Annotated in this window: 14 protein-coding genes and 1 tRNA gene; 2 read left to right on the forward strand and 13 right to left on the reverse strand. The window is 45.8% G+C overall.

What is annotated here, in order from left to right; translation table 11 throughout:
- Window positions 1–82: 82 nt before the first annotated feature.
- Together ABDW16_RS27480 and ABDW16_RS27485 are read right to left on the reverse strand one after the other, a co-directional pair.
- Window positions 83–832 carry a DUF72 domain-containing protein gene (locus ABDW16_RS27480; protein ID WP_343674272.1) on the reverse strand — a complete coding sequence of 250 codons (750 nt, stop codon included), beginning with the start codon at window positions 830–832 and terminating at the stop codon, window positions 83–85.
- A complete protein-coding gene (locus ABDW16_RS27485) occupies window positions 829–1,497 on the reverse strand; it encodes a hypothetical protein (protein WP_343674274.1) in 669 nt (222 codons plus the stop codon). The genes ABDW16_RS27480 and ABDW16_RS27485 overlap by 4 nt, the downstream gene beginning before the upstream one ends.
- A 40-nt stretch (window positions 1,498–1,537) precedes the next feature.
- Here ABDW16_RS27485 and ABDW16_RS27490 point away from each other — a divergent pair, with 40 nt between their 5' ends.
- The gene (locus ABDW16_RS27490) at window positions 1,538–1,735 is read left to right on the forward strand and encodes a KTSC domain-containing protein (RefSeq protein ID WP_343674277.1); all 198 of its coding nucleotides are present in this window, start codon (window positions 1,538–1,540) and stop codon (window positions 1,733–1,735) included.
- A gap of 41 nt (window positions 1,736–1,776) precedes the next feature.
- Here ABDW16_RS27490 and tkt read toward each other — a convergent pair whose 3' ends face one another.
- Both tkt and ABDW16_RS27500 read right to left on the reverse strand, forming a co-directional pair.
- Window positions 1,777–3,798, reverse strand: coding sequence for a transketolase (gene tkt, locus ABDW16_RS27495; protein WP_343674278.1), 2,022 nt, complete (start codon window positions 3,796–3,798; stop codon window positions 1,777–1,779).
- 63 nt (window positions 3,799–3,861) lie between these two features.
- Complete coding sequence (locus ABDW16_RS27500) at window positions 3,862–4,530, reverse strand: FAD-binding oxidoreductase (RefSeq protein WP_343674279.1); 669 nt, start codon at window positions 4,528–4,530, stop codon at window positions 3,862–3,864.
- Window positions 4,531–4,771: 241 nt separating this feature from the next.
- Here ABDW16_RS27500 and ABDW16_RS27505 point away from each other — a divergent pair, with 241 nt between their 5' ends.
- Window positions 4,772–5,215: a DUF4157 domain-containing protein gene (locus ABDW16_RS27505; protein ID WP_343674281.1), complete on the forward strand. Its 444-nt coding sequence runs from the start codon at window positions 4,772–4,774 to the stop codon at window positions 5,213–5,215.
- Between the two features lie 31 nt (window positions 5,216–5,246).
- On the opposite strand, the gene ABDW16_RS27510 is transcribed toward ABDW16_RS27505, so the two are convergent.
- From ABDW16_RS27510 to ABDW16_RS27550, 9 genes are all read right to left on the reverse strand, one after another.
- Entirely contained in the window at window positions 5,247–6,206 is a 960-nt protein-coding gene (locus ABDW16_RS27510) for a hypothetical protein (protein WP_343674282.1), read from the reverse strand.
- Between the two features lie 50 nt (window positions 6,207–6,256).
- A complete protein-coding gene (locus ABDW16_RS27515; protein WP_343674284.1) occupies window positions 6,257–6,859 on the reverse strand; it encodes a hypothetical protein in 603 nt (200 codons plus the stop codon).
- Between the two features lie 4 nt (window positions 6,860–6,863).
- Complete coding sequence (locus tag ABDW16_RS27520; RefSeq protein WP_343674286.1) at window positions 6,864–7,241, reverse strand: hypothetical protein; 378 nt, start codon at window positions 7,239–7,241, stop codon at window positions 6,864–6,866.
- A gap of 111 nt (window positions 7,242–7,352) precedes the next feature.
- Window positions 7,353–8,690, reverse strand: a complete 1,338-nt coding sequence (locus ABDW16_RS27525; protein ID WP_343674287.1) for a serine hydrolase domain-containing protein — start codon at window positions 8,688–8,690, stop codon at window positions 7,353–7,355.
- 106 nt (window positions 8,691–8,796) lie between these two features.
- The gene (locus ABDW16_RS27530; RefSeq protein WP_343674289.1) at window positions 8,797–9,822 is read right to left on the reverse strand and encodes a nitronate monooxygenase; all 1,026 of its coding nucleotides are present in this window, start codon (window positions 9,820–9,822) and stop codon (window positions 8,797–8,799) included.
- 131 nt (window positions 9,823–9,953) lie between these two features.
- Window positions 9,954–10,026, reverse strand: a tRNA-Gly gene (locus ABDW16_RS27535).
- Window positions 10,027–10,163: 137 nt separating this feature from the next.
- Entirely contained in the window at window positions 10,164–12,320 is a 2,157-nt protein-coding gene (locus ABDW16_RS27540) for a TIM-barrel domain-containing protein (RefSeq protein WP_343674291.1), read from the reverse strand.
- 22 nt (window positions 12,321–12,342) lie between these two features.
- Complete coding sequence (locus ABDW16_RS27545; protein WP_343674293.1) at window positions 12,343–14,073, reverse strand: RagB/SusD family nutrient uptake outer membrane protein; 1,731 nt, start codon at window positions 14,071–14,073, stop codon at window positions 12,343–12,345.
- 11 nt (window positions 14,074–14,084) lie between these two features.
- Window positions 14,085–15,790 (reverse strand): TonB-dependent receptor (locus ABDW16_RS27550; RefSeq protein WP_343674295.1); only part of this gene is annotated, 1,706 nt, incomplete at its 5' end.

The raw sequence follows: 15,790 nt of genomic DNA on the forward strand, positions 1-15,790 counted from the left end.
AGAAAGAAGATCCTTTTGGTTGATAGCGATAATTTGATTGAAATTTTTGATTTTGGTTGATAAAATGAACCGCCGCTACCTTTCAAGGTAGTGGCGTTTTTATTTTATCTATAAGGGTCAGTGCGTTTTTTATCGCATAGCCATTGCCATCATTATTGAAGAATACCCATATGTGATGACCTGCCTGCTGCCATTGTACGATTTTGTCTGCATACTGTTGCAGAAAGGCGGCTGAATAACCGGAAGCATAATTGCCCCTGGGACCATGAAAGCGGATATAAATATTTTTTGCCGTGATAAATTCCCCGTAGGGGAAACGATTACCGGAGTGAGCAATGACAAAGGCGATTTTGTATTTTTTTAATAGTCTGATAGCACCAGGTTCCATCCAGCTTTCATGACGTGGTTCTAATGCAAACTGGTAGCCTTTGTATTGAACAAGTGCATCAAAGAATGCCTTTACTTTGTCTTCATGAAAATGTAAATTGGGAGGTAGCTGCAATAATACAGGACCAAGTTTTTTAACGACAGTATCGAATACATCAAAGAAGCGGGGGAGGGTTTGTTCAGGATCATTGAGTTTTTTGGTATGCGTGACGTAGCGACTGATTTTGGGGCAGAACCTGAAACGGGAATTGACAGTAGCTGCCCAATCCTGTACGGTAGAGACCAATGGCAGTTTATAAAAACTCGCATTGATTTCTGCTGTAGCAAAATACTGTGCATAATAGGAGAGATAGTCTGCCGCTTTTACCTCATCAGGATAGAACCGTTTTTTCCAGTGCTTATAGTGCCAGCCTGAAGTGCCTATATAAGTCTTGCCTGGTTTCATAGTTCATCGAAGTATTGCATCACAACATCCCCGATGGCTTTCACCAGTTTTTTATCTTCTACCAGGTCCATCTTCCACCCGCTCTTTGCATATCGGAGTATGCCGAGGCTTTCATCGTTTAGTGTAATGTCTACTTCGTAGCAAATGCCTTTTTCGCAGGTTTGCGATATAGGTACACCTTCACCTTTGTATTGAACACCATTGTATTCAAATGCAATGGGGATAGGTTCTTTTTCTAACTGATCGATGATTTCTCTCAGGAATTTGACGAGGTGTTTTCTTTGAGTAGGACCAGAGATATTCCATTTACCTTTATCAGCCCGCTTATGTGCCATTTTGAATTTCAGGCCGGTCATGGAAGTGGAATAGTCGTTTGCATTGAGTTTGGTCACGTTCTGGTGCGCGAGAATGTACCAGTGATAACCGGTGCCTACAGGTACACCTGAGCCTTCCGGGGCATGGCCGGTGCGGCGTTTGGTAACGGCGTAGGATATTTCCCACAAGTCGGGGGTGATCTTGGTTTCTTTCCAGTCGCCCTCGTCGTAGTGCCAGTGATGGCCTCTGCCTATTTGTACACCGGTGTACTGTTTTCCGCCATAAGTTTTGAAGCGGTTGTATGATGCAGACAGATCTTTTGTCTTTTTCCTGGTTTTAGTGTGCTCCATAATTTACTGGTTTTGGCATAATCTTTTAACCCAAAAAATCATGCCCTCTTCAGTAATATCATACATGACTTATGACCCGGCATCACATCGGCTGCGGGTTCACTTTTTATCGGGAGCGGTATATGATTATATTGATGTGCCTGAAGAAGTATATAGGCAAATGAAGTCGGCGAAGTCGAAAGGTACTTTTCTCAATAGAAGGATAAAGGGAAAGTATTCATTTGATAAAATAATTTAAGGGAAGGCCATAGGGAGCCTTCCCTTTTCATATGCTTGCCATTAACTGATCAGTTTCTTTGCTTCGGCCACTACGTTTTCTACAGAGAATCCTAATGCTTTCAGCACTTCTTCACCCGGTCCGGATTCGCCAAAGCGATTTAAGCCTAACACCTTTCCTTCAGGACCCACATATTTATCCCATCCAAAAGGTGTAAGGGCTTCGACAGATATTCTTTTCACTAATTTTTTAGGCAATACACTTTCTTTGTAAGCAGCATCCTGCGCTTCAAAGAGTTCCCACGAAGGCATGCTCACTACCCTGCTGGAGATACCATCTTTACTGAGTTGTTCCTGCGCAGCCAGTGCCAGCGATACTTCAGAACCGGTAGCAATCAGGATCAACTTTAATTCTTCTCCATCATCTTTCAATACATAAGCTCCCTTCTTTACATTTTCTGCAGATGGGAATTTTGACGGATCCAATACCGGTAGTTTCTGGCGGCTTAAGATCAGGGCCACCGGACCTTCTTTTCTTTCCAGCGCCAGTCGCCATGCCTGTACCGTTTCGTTCGCATCGGCGGGGCGAATAGTCACCAGGTTGGGCACTACGCGCAGCGCAGCCACCTGTTCGATTGGCTGGTGAGTAGGACCATCTTCACCCAGGCCCACGCTATCGTGTGTGAAAATGTAGATGACAGGTGCCTTGGTTAACGAAGCCAGGCGAATAGCACCTTTCATATAGTCAGAGAAGGTGAGGAAGGTACCGCCATATACGCGAACACCTTTGTGTGCAGCCATCCCGTTCAGGATAGACCCCATTCCATGTTCCCGCACACCAAACCAGATGTTGGGTTCTTCGTAATGATCAGGCTGGAAACTCAGTTTTGTATCCAGCGGCATATCATTGGAAGAAGCAAGGTCAGCACTACCGCCAAAAATGTAAGGAATAACCTTTTTTAAGGCCAACAGTGCCTTGCCGTGTGCCTGGCGGGTAGCAAGTGCCCCGTCTTTCTCAGTGAACACAGGAAGGCTGTTTTGCCATCCTTCGGGCAATTCATCATGGGCACTTAATTCCAGTTCCTTTCCTTCGCCGGGGAAAGCAGCTTTATAGGCCTCGAATTGTTTGTTCCATTCCTGCTGCAGTTTCGCTCCTTCTTTTGTGCGGAGCAGCATATGTTCTTTTACTTCGGCAGGCACATAGAATTGTTTGTCGGGGTCTGCACCATAAAATTCTTTTGTTTTGCGCACGTTTTCTTCGCCCATGGCACTACCATGTACCTTATTGGAATCTGCAAGCGGGCTACCGTAACCGATGATGGTACGTACGGCAATAATGGAAGGCTTGTCTGTGACCGCCTGTGCTTTCTTTACGGCAGCTTCTATGGCATCCAGGTCATTGCCGTCTTCCACAAGTTGTACGTGCCAGTCATACGCTTCATACCTTTTCAGCACATCTTCGGTAAAGGCGAGGTGGGTAGGACCATCCAGTGATATCTTGTTATCATCATACAGGCATATGAGTTTTCCCAGTTTCAGGTGGCCTGCCAGGGAGGAGGCTTCAGATGCAACACCTTCCATCATGTCGCCATCACTGGCTAAAACGTAAGTATAGTGGTCTATGATCTGGTGATCAGGCCGGTTATATGTAGCCGCCAGGTGAGCTTCAGCCATGGCAACGCCTACGGCATTTCCCAGGCCCTGGCCCAATGGGCCTGTGGTCACTTCCACACCTGGGGTAAACATGCTTTCGGGATGGCCCGGTGTTTTGGAATGTAATTGTCTGAATTGCTTCAGATCTTCCAGGGAAAGGTCGTAACCGGTGAGGTGAAGCATACTGTATAACAGCGCAGAACCATGTCCGGCAGATAAGATGAACCGATCGCGGTTAAACCATTTCGGATCGCTGGAATTGTACCGCATCAAACGGGTGAATAAAACATACGCCATGGGTGCGGCGCCCAATGGCAGGCCCGGATGGCCGGAGTTGGCTTTTTGTACGGCATCGATAGACAAAAAGCGAATCGTATTCACAGAAAGGTCGTCTATTGAGGTAGACTTTACAGTTGCTGAAGTGTCAGTCATAAAAATAATAAATTGAGTAAGTGGATGTGTAGTTTATCTACAGGTTGGTCAGAAAGGGCGTCATTATTTTTCAAATACGACGGCATCTGCTTTGGCGCCCAGTTCTTCCAGTGCGGCACTGATGTCTTTTACCATCTGGTCAGGGCCACATACATAAAAGTGTTGATTGAAATCTTTGATCTGCTCCCGAAGGTAGCTGGCATCGATCTTCCTGCTGTCAAAGCCCTCTTTCTTTTCCTGTGTGAGGGTGTAGCATACGTTTTTGCCGAGCATCCGGGTGAGCTCTGATTCATAAATGATATCAGCAGCTGTTTTGTTCGAAAAAAAGAGATAATTACCGGCTATTTTCTGGTCCTTGTACAGTTGCCGGAGGATGGCGATGAAAGGGGTGATACCTGCGCCACCGGCAATAAAGTAGCCCGGGCCCTTGTAGGAGATAGCTCCCCATACATCGTGAATATTGACTGTATCTCCCGGCTTTAGCTCATGCAGGCGCTTCGTAACACCATTGTGACCGGGATATCCCTTGATCGTAAATTCCAGGTAAGGCGCTTCGTTTAGTGCTGTGAACGTGAACGGTCGGCGTTCTTCTTCCCAGCCGGGAACAGAAAGGGATATTTCAGTAGCTTGTCCGGGAACGAAAGTATATCCTGTGGGCTTTTCCAGTCTAAAGCATTTTACATCGTGCGTGACATCGTGTATTTCGATGATCCTAACGGCATGTGATTCCATAATTCCTATTTGGGGAATTGGCAGCATATAGAATGCCACAAATTCATTAACAATAGATTATACAATAAAATGAATGGAAATTACAATGAACAGATGCGCCTGAATGGATCAGCCGGCTCCGGAGAATCGAAGGTGTTTCATGGGGAGGCTATTTTGGATTAATTTAGGCAAAATTTTCGAGGTGAAAAATACTCGTATATGGAATGGATTTTTTAGTACTTTACTGTAGATTCTCATTCATATGGCATACGAACCTCAAATAACGCATCACAATCCCCCTGTTACCGATGATCGCCAGGGCGCTGGCGGTATAGCACGCGAAGCAGCGCAGCCTTTTCAGCTAAAAGCAAATAATACCGGCCTGCCGGATAACCTCAAGTCGGGTGTAGAAGGTCTTTCGGGTATTTCTATGGACGATGTCAATGTACATTACAATTCTTCCGAACCAGCCGGGTTGCAGGCCAATGCTTATGCACAGGGTACCGATATTCATATCTCCCCGGGTCAGGAACGGCATTTGCCACACGAAGCGTGGCATGTGGTACAGCAAAAGCAGGGTAGGGTACAACCTACGTTGCAAATGAAAACAGGGGTGGCTGTGAATGATGATGCAGCGCTGGAAGAAGAAGCGGATAAGATGGGGGATAAGGCTATGCAGTTTAAACTGGAAGAAGAGAAGGAATAAATGCACCAACAGATTGGTGCATTTATGTTGATTATGCTTTTAGCTTTTGTACAATCACCTGGTACTTTGCTACTTTCTTTCCCGGCATAATATGCGCCTCGCAGCTCTTCATCGTGATTTTCACCTGGAAGGCATCATCCCCAAATGTCAACATCGGGGTACTACTTCCTGGTTTCAGTTCCATTGTTTGTGCATTATGATCGTTTCTATCCACCGTCACTGAAATAGCGCCCGTCTGCTCATTAATACTATTCACTTTCACAGCAATTCCTTCTATGATCTCACTCGTGTTGCCCAGGGCAGTATACCTGTCCAGGTCATACACAATTTCATAATTCTTTTCAGGAGAAGGCAGAGACGTAGGCGGATGAATCAAACGTTCCATCGCATATTTTTCCGCACTCAGTTTGATGTTTGCAAACCTGTTGAGTTGTAGCTGCCGGGTCGAAACACTGTCTTTCAATTGTTCCTGTTGTACCTGTAGTTTTTCTATCTTATCAGCATTCCCGACTGACTTTGCTTTGGCCAGGGTATTGATTTTTACTTCCAGGTCCTGCTGCACCTGTTTAAAGCTGTCTACCTTAATAGATGCTACAGCAACGGAATCTTTGTACCTGCCGATAGAATCCGTAATCACCTGGATCTTTCCCTGGAAATAACGTCTCAGTGAATCCCATCTCTTTTGCATATCAGCATCTGTAGTAGCGATAGAGAGTACTTCGAACATCTCTGCGATCTTGTCGTATTTACCGAGAGAGTCAGAGGTATACAGGTTATTGTACTGGGTAATGTAGGAGTTCAGGTATTCATTCTCCGTTTGGCGGGAAGAAATTTTCAATTCATAGCCTTTGTAAATACAGGTGGTGATAATGCCCGCTACTCCGATGATGAAAGTACCGAGGAAAAACTTCCAGAAGTCGTAACGGAATTCTTTGATTTTGACAATAGCCTCTTCTGAGAGAGGCGTGGTGTTCTCTTTTGTTATTGGCATAGGGATTTAAATAGGATCTGAAAACGAATGTAAAAATACATTAATATTTCTTACAGTCCTGTAATAAACCCTTGTTTCTTCATTTCGTTATATACAGCTTTGGCAGAAGATTTCATCAGTTTGTTCACGCCGGAAGGGTCTACGGTAGCGGTAATTCCACTCCATATAAGCTTATCCCGGGTCAGGGAATAGACATTGGTTTCTACCCTGTAAGTACGGGTGGTTCTGTAATAGCCGGGATCATAAAAAGCATTCCAGGCATTCCAGTAGTACCCCCAAAAGCGGCCGTAGTAAATGGGATAAGTACCCGGTACATATTGAACATTTTTATCTACTGCTGCCAGCCGCATGATGATCACGCCATCAAAACCCTGGTCTTTCACCTGTGCCCTGATGCTCTCTTCCTTGTCCTGGGTGATATTTTTAGTCAGGTAAGTGTAGGAAGGGACGCCTTTACCTCGCAGCATGGCAGACAATTCATCTTCGGTAGCACGCCTGTTTGCTTCATCTTTTAGCAGGGCCACTACGAGTACTTTATTTAACTGAGATACATCTACAGTAACTGCCGGGTCCCGCCAGCTTTGTTCTATATGGGTAGAGCTGCAACTACTGATGCCGATGCTCAAAACTAGTACCCAAAGTATCCTTTTCATAACTTTAAATTTCAGTGATCTGGTATTTTGGTGACAGGGAATGTACCTGGGTATATGACCCTACACCAATTTCAAGCAATCCCGCCAGCACATATGGTATCCAGGAGGTTTCCCAGAAGTCAAACACCCACGGCGAGGTCATTAAAATCATTCCCCCCAATACATCCAATGTCAGATGGGCACTCATCTTTATCTTACGATAAATGCCGAACTCATAATCAGTCAGCAGGCTGTATAATAGGGTGATTGCACCCAGGGTAAGCGGTACCCATACTTCTCCGCCTTTGTTGGCTGTTCCGAATAGAACCAGGGGAACAACCACCAGCAGAATACTGAATAAATAATCCAGTATGCCGTGCAGCTTGGTATTTATGAATTCCATTGGGGATGTTATTTCTCAATAGAGAGACATAACCATGCCACTTGTTTTTTACGGTTTATAAGGATAAAAGTGTTGACTTGTTTCCATGATAGGGGTAAAAACAGTGACTGCCTAAGGGATGGAGAGGGCAGCCAGTATTTTTTTGGCAGGCTCATTCTGCGGGTTCATTTCCACTGACTTTTTATACATGAGAATGGCTGCTGCCTGCTGGCCGCTACGCAAAAGCGCTTTCCCATAACTATCATAGGTATTCCAGCTACCCGGATAGAGAATGGTACATAGCTTTAATGCTTCCAGCGCTTCCGGCACATGATGATTATCCAGTAATTCAAGCCCCAGTTCATTCAGCTCAGGCTCGCTGGAAAAATAGGTCGTATCTGATTTAAATTGATTGAAGAAGGTAATGGCGGCGTCAGGCCCCTGGGCTAACAATGTTTTTACATAAGGAAGGAACAGCGATTTTTTATACACGGGTTCAGGTATATTTAAGTAATGCCTGATGGTGCTACCAAAATTGGGAGTCTCCGTATTGTCCAGTATGATAATGGTTTTGTCATGAGCAAGATCCCGGTAGTAGAAGGAAAAGAATCCAGGTTCTTTGCCCGAATGCATAATGACATTGGTATCATTTTGCAGAAACCATCCCAGGCCATAAGTAGCCTCACCAAATTCCCCCTTCGTTTCGATTTTATTACCATTGGCAAGATGTGCAGGAGAAAGCATTTTATGGATAGTAGCCGGTTTTAACAGTTTATGCAGATCATAATTTAGTAAGTCTTGTGGGGTCGTTATTACATTCGTTGGGCCGGATAGCCTGCGCATATTATACGTCCAGGGACGTAATCTTTTACTGCTGTCTATGGGTTGTAACTCGTCGGAATAGTGTGTACGTGGCAGATAGCCTGTAACCATGCCGGGGTTTTTATCGCCCAGTAAATAAGAATGGTGCATGCCGGCAGGCCGGAAAACATGCTGTTGCATATGCACTGCAAATGGTTGTCCGCTTACCTTTTCTACCAGCAAAGCTAATAATGCAAAACCAATATTGTTATACCGCCATTCACTACCCGGTGCAAATGCCAGTGGCTTTTTCAATGCAGGAATGATATCATTGTTAGTGAAAACGGTATCCGGATGATTTTCCAATAAAGGCAGGAATATTTCTTCTTTATCGGGCAGCCCGGAAGTATGTGTGAGCAGGTGATAAATGGTGATGTCAGGGTAGGGGAAGGAAGGGAAGTATTTTACAAGGGGATCATTGAGATGGATCTTTCCCTTTTCTTCCAATTGTAAAACGGCTACGGCCGTAAATGTTTTTGAGACGGACCCTATCTGAAAAGCAGCCGTATCGCTGTGTTGTTTCACAGTTACTTTTCCGTGTTCAGCAACGAGGATTGTTTGGGCCGTTATGTTGCCGGCCAGGCATATTAAAAGGAGGAGTAGCTTCATACCTGTGGTGACTACCAAAAGTTCGCCATTGTGTATGGTGCTGATATTCAAATATTTGATTCATGTGCCTTGTACGGAAATGTAACGGGTTGTACGAATACGAACATCAAAGGCGATTAATAATAGCTGCAGTAGAGTCTGTAGAGAAGGACTGAATAGATTGCCCTATCCATATATTTACAAACTCACTATTCTGATGTGCCCGGGCAATTCTTCTGAGTTCTGCTGTCAGTTTATTCTGATAGGGATAGGGCAGGATATAATCAGTAGATGCCAGTGACTGAATAAAAGCGTTGTTAATCCCCCGTGCAAACCTGCCTGAGAAAGTATTGGTCAGGACCACTTCATTTTCTTTTACCGTTTTGAGACGTTCTTTTTCAAAAGGCAGCAGTGCGCTTTCTTTGGAGGCGATTAATAAACTGCCTATTTGTACTGCCTGTGCACCGAGTGCCAGCGCGGCCTGCATGTTGTTTTTATTATAGATACCTCCTGCGTAGATGAGCGGTGTTTTTACACTTTCGTACACCTGGGGCAGGAGGGAGATACCGCCTATCTGGGGCAGTCCTATAAAACTTCCCCTGTGCCCGCCGGCTTCAATACCTTGTACACAGATGATGTCAATTCCTTGTTGTTCCAATGCGATGGCTTCGGCTACGGAGGTGCAGGTGCCTATTAGTAATGTATGATTCGCTTTTAATTTTTGGATACTTTGCGGATCAGGAATACCAAATGTAAAGCTCACTATTTTACATTGTTCACTGATGAGTGCATCAATCTGCTCCTGGTAAGGAGTGATTTGTAATGTATCTAATTCAGGGAGCCTGACGGTTAAGCCGTTTTTAGCAGCGATGTCTTCAATGTAGGATTTGGTGTGGGTGTATTGTTTGCGTAGTTCATCAGTTTTTTCGGGTACCTGGTGTACAAACAGGTTTACGGCAAATGGTTTATTAGTGAGTTGTCGTGTTGCCCTGATTTGTTCAATGCTTTTTTGTGGAGACAGGTCTGCAATAGCGAGAGAGCCTAATGCACCGGTACTGGCAGCGGCGGCTACCATTGCTGGTGTGGTCACGCCAAACATAGGTGCCTGAACAATGGGGCGGTCGATTGGTAAGAGTGCGGTTAAATTTTTCATAAGGTGTATGTAATTGTGCACGAACAGGGGTGAAAGGTACCAATAATAAGAATGGGAAAATATGATATTTGCGCGCTATTGCCGGAAAATAAAAAAGCCTGATAAGATATCTTATCAGGCTTTTTTCTCTGAGCGGAAGACCGGGCTCGAACCGGCCACCCCGACCTTGGCAAGGTCGTGCTCTACCAAATGAGCTACTTCCGCTTTTCCGTTGGGACGGCAAAGATATGTATTTAATTTTATAAAAAGCAAATTTTGTATAAACAAAAATATTGATCATATAAGAAAGAAGGCACCGACTAATGTCGATGCCCCTTTACGTGGACCTGTTTAAACCATAATTAATTCGTTTTTATCTCTCCGCCTTTCAGCGTTATTACCCCCTGATAGCTTTCTCCATTCTTCAGTACGACTGCCTTCACAGTATGCACCTCTTTGTCGATATCATACTTTCCATTCCGCGAAGCGAGACTAATTTTAGTCACGCCTTTTTCTTCTTTTGCCTGAAAAGTGAGCTGACAATACGCTCCCTTTTTAAAATCCCAACCCTCACCAGCATCCCAATACAATGCTCCCTTCGCCTTGCCTGCACCGTCCAAACAAATAAACAATGTCAGTTCTGCCAGCGAGTTATCATTTGTATATTGAATCGCTTTTCCTACGGGAAGAATACTGCCACCTTTGAGTAACAACCTCGCCTGATGTGGATCCCTGCTATCCCCATCAATCAGCTGCAACTGCTCCCACCTACCTTTGGGCAGTGCTGGGTTTTGTGCAAATGAAGGAATTACCAGTAAATCTTCGCCTAACAGGAATGCCTGGTCTTCTGCTCTCAACCTGCTATCTGCCGGGTCATCAAAGAAGACAGGTTGCATAACGGGTAAGCCTGTCTGATGCGCATTGTAAAACAATGTATAGAGATAAGGCAATAACCGGTACCTGCGTTCCAATGCAATGCGGGATGTCTTTTCAATATCCGGTCCAAATGCCCATGGTTCCTTATTGTTAGTTCCTGCACAGGCATGCCCTCTTGCAAATGGCAGCAGTGCACCAAACCCAATCCAGTCAGCCCACAATTCTTTAGAAGTATTCTCCAGGAACCCTCCAATATCCGGTCCGCTGAATGGTTGTCCTGACAAGCCTAATGTGATCGACATCGGAACAGATACTTTCATGAATCGTGCATCTGCCAGGTTATCACCCGTCCAGGTAGCAGCAAAGCGCTGTCCACCCAGCAAATTTGCACGTGTGAGTATGAAAGGTCTTTTACCCGGATTGGCCGCCATCACACCCTCACGGGTAGCCTGTACCATCAGCCTGCCATAAGCATTGTGATATAACAGGTGTGGCCCTGCAGGCAATGCACCACCACCACGGTGCGGGGTATTATATGGCATGGTACCCAGTCGCAGTGAGTCTGGCAAATCACCATCCATCACCGCAGGTTCATTCATATCATTCCAGATACCATCTATATCATTTGCCATGAAGTTGCGATACAACCCGGACCACCACTGCCTTGTACGTGGCATAGTGAAATCGGGGAAGGCACAATTACCTGGCCATACCTTGCCATGATATTCTTTTCCGCTCATGTCTTTCACCCATACATCCTGCGCCGTACCTGACTGGTATACTGAGTAGGCCGGATCTGCTTTTACACCGGGATCAATCATAAATACGGAATGAAAGTCCTTTGCATGCAGGTCGGCATTGAGTTGTTTTGGATTAGGAAAATTGGTTTTATTAAAAGTAAAAATCCGGAAGCCATCCATATAGTCAATATCCATCCAGATCGCATCGCAGGGAATTTGTTTGAGCCGGAAAGTATCTGCAATTTCCCTGACACGTTGTTCCGTGGTATAAGAAAATCTGCATTGCTGGTATCCCAACGCCCATCTGGGCGGCATTTCCATGGTACCTGTCAATTCTGCCAGTCCTTTCACTACTTCCTGTGGAGATGAACGATCGATTACAAATACCCGGAAGCGGGGGCCACCTTCTGTATTAAATGAAACCTTATCAGAGAGGGTGGTCAATGTAGATTTCCACGGACTATCAAAGAGCACTCCGAAGGCAGAACCATCCTTTCTTACACCAATTACCCAGGGGTGTGTTTGGTACAGTCGTTTGCCGCTGTCAGTACCATATGCACCATTGTCGGTGTTCCAGAGATGGATGGTCTGACCATTTCTCAGCAGGGGGCCTGTCACTTCTCCACCACCATATAAACTGATCTCTTCATCCAGTTTTACACTTGCACCTGTGGCCGTGAACTCAGGTACGACTTTCCAGCTTGCAGGCATTTTACCTTTTATAACCGGCTCGCGTTGCAGCATTAGCGAGGGTGTTTTCGATGGATCAAAGCCTTCCGGAATAAATTCTACAATTGAAGTACCCACCAGACCTGACTGCCGGAGGGGGATCTTTTGCGCATTGGCCGCACCCCAGCACAAGACAGTCAGGATGAACAGGAAACATTTTGAAACTTGAATCATCTATTGCATTGTTAATTAAAAATCATTCGTAGCCGGGATTTTGTACCAGTTGCGGATTCGCCCCCATGATATCTTTTCCGATTGGGAAGATGGCCGTATGATTGTCGGCATCAGGTTGTTTGTCCCACCAGGTGCCGGTATTAAATACACCCCAGCGAATCAGATCGGTACGACGACGGTTTTCGCCCAGGAACTCGCGTCCCCATTCATCCAGCATTTCCTGGTCGGTTAGCTGACTACCATCAGTTTTATACAGGCTGGCAGAGCCTTCGGGATAGTTCCGTTTGCGTACGGCATTCAGCAGTACGGCGGCACTTGCCTTATCGCCAGCCCGGTATTTGCATTCAGCGAGTGAATAATAGATTTCTGACAGTCGTACTTCTGCATAGGCTGATGTGATACGGTTTGGATCAGGGGTAGGATATAGCGGGTATTTCAGCATAAAAATGCCTGAATTATGATCCGCATGATTCATGTCTGATTCCTTGTCTGAAATGGTTGTACCTGGTTTAGCATCCAGGAACCAGCCCACCTGGTCGCGGATGAATAATGGATAAGAACCTTTGTTGCCACGAACCGTATCTGTTACTGTTACCCCATTCACCGTATGTTCATAAGGCAGGTAACCGAAGAGGAACATACCTTCACGGGTACTGTTGCCGAGGTTCTTGTATAATTTAAGACGGTAATCGTCTGGATAGCGCTGGAACTTTACAAAAGGTTTACCCAGTGCAAAAGGATATTCCACACTATCTACGTCTCTGCCTGGCTGCAATGCAAACCGGGGATTGGCCTGACCAAAGTCGGTAAACTTACAATACAAAGGGGCGGCATCGTAGGTCATACTCCAGAAGTACATGCCACCATCATACTGCCAGTGTGTACGTGAAAGAGTACAGGGGAAACCGTAGATGGTTTCGGAGTTGACAGTACTGTTTGTATAGTCAAACGGTGCATCCCAGCGGGTATCCAGCACATAAGCACCATACTTGCCATCAATGATGTCCTGTGCCACAGTAGCACAATCAGCAAATTTGTCCTGGTTAACATATACCTGTGCATTCAGGTACAGGCGCACCAGCAATGCGGCTGCTCCAGCCTGTGTCCAGCGGCCAATACCGTTGTTGCCCAGGTCTGCTCTTTTGGGCAGGTCAGGCAGGGCTGCTTTCAATTCTGACTCGATGTAAGCGAAGGTTTCTGCCGGTGTGGATTGTTTGTTGCCCGTAGTTGTATGTTTTACATCGGTAATGATTTCGATGTTGCGATAAAAGTCAAATGCACGTAAGTAAAACCAGGCTCGTAGTGTTCTGAGCTCTGCTTTGAAATCTGCCAGTTCAGTGGCAGTGATATTTAATTTAGCCGGGTCCGTTATACTTTCCATATCCTGCAGGGAGTTGGTCGCAAGTACGATACCCTGGTAAAAGGCCGTCCAGGCACCGCTGGTGAAACCATCCTGGGTGGTCCAGGTATGGTAGTGCATGCGTTGGTAATAGTTACCATCCTGCCAGTCACCCTGGCGGTTATAAGTTGCTATTTCGTCGGTGGAGTTTTCGCCGGCGGCGTAAACATCATTTCCCTGAATGCTCCAGTAGGCATGTTCAAATGGACGAAGAAAATCCCTGATCACATCATCTCTTCTCGTGAGGAACTGGCCTACATCAACTTTATCGTAGACCGTTTCATCCAGTTTTGTACAACTGCCAAAGATCAGTAACGTGGTCAGCGCAGCTTTTACTATATAGTTATTTTTCATGATAGTCGTATTTAGAAGGTTACCTGTAAGCCGCCCAGGAACTGAATCGTAGCCGGATAGAAATTTAAATTACCTTGTACCCCGGGTGTTAAGCCGTTTACGGGATACAGGTCAGGGTCACCGCCTTTGAAGCTGGTGAAAGTATGCAGGTTGCTGGCAGCAGCATACACCCTGAAGGTCTGCAGGAATTTGGAATTGACAGCATGGCTGTAGCCCAGTGTTACATTGTCAATCTTGACAAAGGAACCTGATTCGAGGAAATAATCAGATGCCAGCGATAATGTAGAGGAGCTGGTGAGCTTCGCATATTTACTGCCCGGATCATATGCGGACCGTAAGGTATTGGCATCAGTTTGTGTGGCGGGTGTACCTATGTAGAATGCCTGCATGTTGAAGATCTTATAGCCAAAGTTGCCCCTGAGAAAGATGTTCAGGTCCCAGTTTTTATAAGTAAACAGGTTGCCCAGTGAACCGGTAAATTTAGGGAGGCCATTACCTACAAATCGTTTGTCGTCTGCATTGGCATTGTTGGCAGTGACTATGGTGCCATCTTTTTTATACACCAGCAAAGCGCCATTTTCATCCACACCTGCTGACTTCAGCATATAGAATTCGCCGATGCGGTGCCCTTCCTGCACACGCTGAATGGTACCTGGGCTACCTGGCGCCGGCAAGCCTGCCAGGTCAAGGTAGGGAGAGCCCTGGTACACTTTGTTGGAGAAGGAAACGAACTTATTATTATTAAAGGCGGTGGTGAAGGTAACGTTGTAATTGAAGGCACTTTTCCTGATGACCTGTGCATTCAGCTGTACTTCTAACCCCGAGTTCTTCATGGTGCCGACATTGGTGAACGTCTGGGACTGAGAGTTGGGCGGAAGCGGTACATTATAATATCCTAACAGGTCTTTGTTGGTACGTACATAGTAGTTGAGAGAACCGGATAAGCGGCTGTTGAAGAGATCAAAGTCAATACCTGCATTGAAGTTGATGGCTTTTTCCCAACCCAGGTCAGGATTCACGTTCTGTGACGGGCCATACACCTGGTAGGTAACACCATTGAAGGTGAAATAACCGTAACCACCGTACAGCAGCAGTGACAGGTAGTTGCCGAAATCCTGATTGCCGGTGATGCCGTAGTCGGCTCTCAGCTTCAGGTCGTTCAGCCAGCTGATTTTATCCTTCAGAAAGTTCTCGTCAGAGATGCGCCAGGCAAGAGATACCGCAGGGAAGTTGCCCCATTTATTATCAGTACCGAACTTGGATGATCCCTCGTGACGAAGGCTGGCGGTCAGGATGTACTTGTTATCCCAATCATAGTTGATTCTGCCAAAGAATGCAGCAAGGCGGGAGTCGTTCTGGGTAGAAGAAACGGCACTTTGGCCATTGCCCTGTCCGCCACCATTCCAGGTACCGGACCCTAAGTTGTTCCACTCAAATGTATCGAACGGAAAATCGTAGTTGTTGGCACTAAATTGTTGATAATTGAAATAACTATAGGAGTACCCACCCAGAAATTTGAAGTGATGCTGTAGGTGGTTGAGGGCGTAGTTGATCGTCCATTCCAGGTTCCGCTGGTCGTTGTCAACCTGCTCCTGGGAGGCATAATTGGTTTTAGTGGTTTGCCCTGCATGCACGATGGTGGTCATGGTAGAGGGCCGGAAATAGAGGTTCTTGTAAGAGGATTTGATATTGGAGATGGTCGCTGTAGTATACAGGT

The organism is Chitinophaga sp. (assembly GCF_039596135.1).
Lineage (GTDB): Bacteria > Bacteroidota > Bacteroidia > Chitinophagales > Chitinophagaceae > Chitinophaga.